Consider the following 258-nt stretch of genomic DNA (forward strand, 5'->3'; position numbering starts at 1 on the left):
TTCGTCGATGGTGAAAACATTATCGACGCCGACTACCGCCTGTTCTACGTCCATCGCGGCATGGAAAAACTGGCGGAAACCCGTATGGGTTACAACGAAGTGACCTTCCTCTCTGACCGTGTGTGCGGGATCTGCGGCTTTGCTCACAGCACCGCCTATACCACGTCGGTGGAAAACGCGATGGGTATTCAGGTGCCAGAACGCGCGCAGATGATCCGCGCCATTCTGCTGGAGGTAGAACGCCTGCACTCGCATCTG

At 56.6% G+C, this 258-nt stretch carries 1 protein-coding gene; it reads left to right on the forward strand.

Going from position 1 to position 258, the window contains the following annotated elements; genetic code table 11:
- Positions 1–258, forward strand: a 258-nt coding sequence (locus B0E34_RS22800) for a nickel-dependent hydrogenase large subunit (RefSeq protein ID WP_185117467.1), incomplete at both ends; no start/stop codon positions are given.

Origin of the sequence: Chryseobacterium mucoviscidosis (assembly GCF_002177115.1) — a bacterium.
Taxonomy (GTDB): domain Bacteria; phylum Bacteroidota; class Bacteroidia; order Flavobacteriales; family Weeksellaceae; genus Chryseobacterium; species Chryseobacterium mucoviscidosis.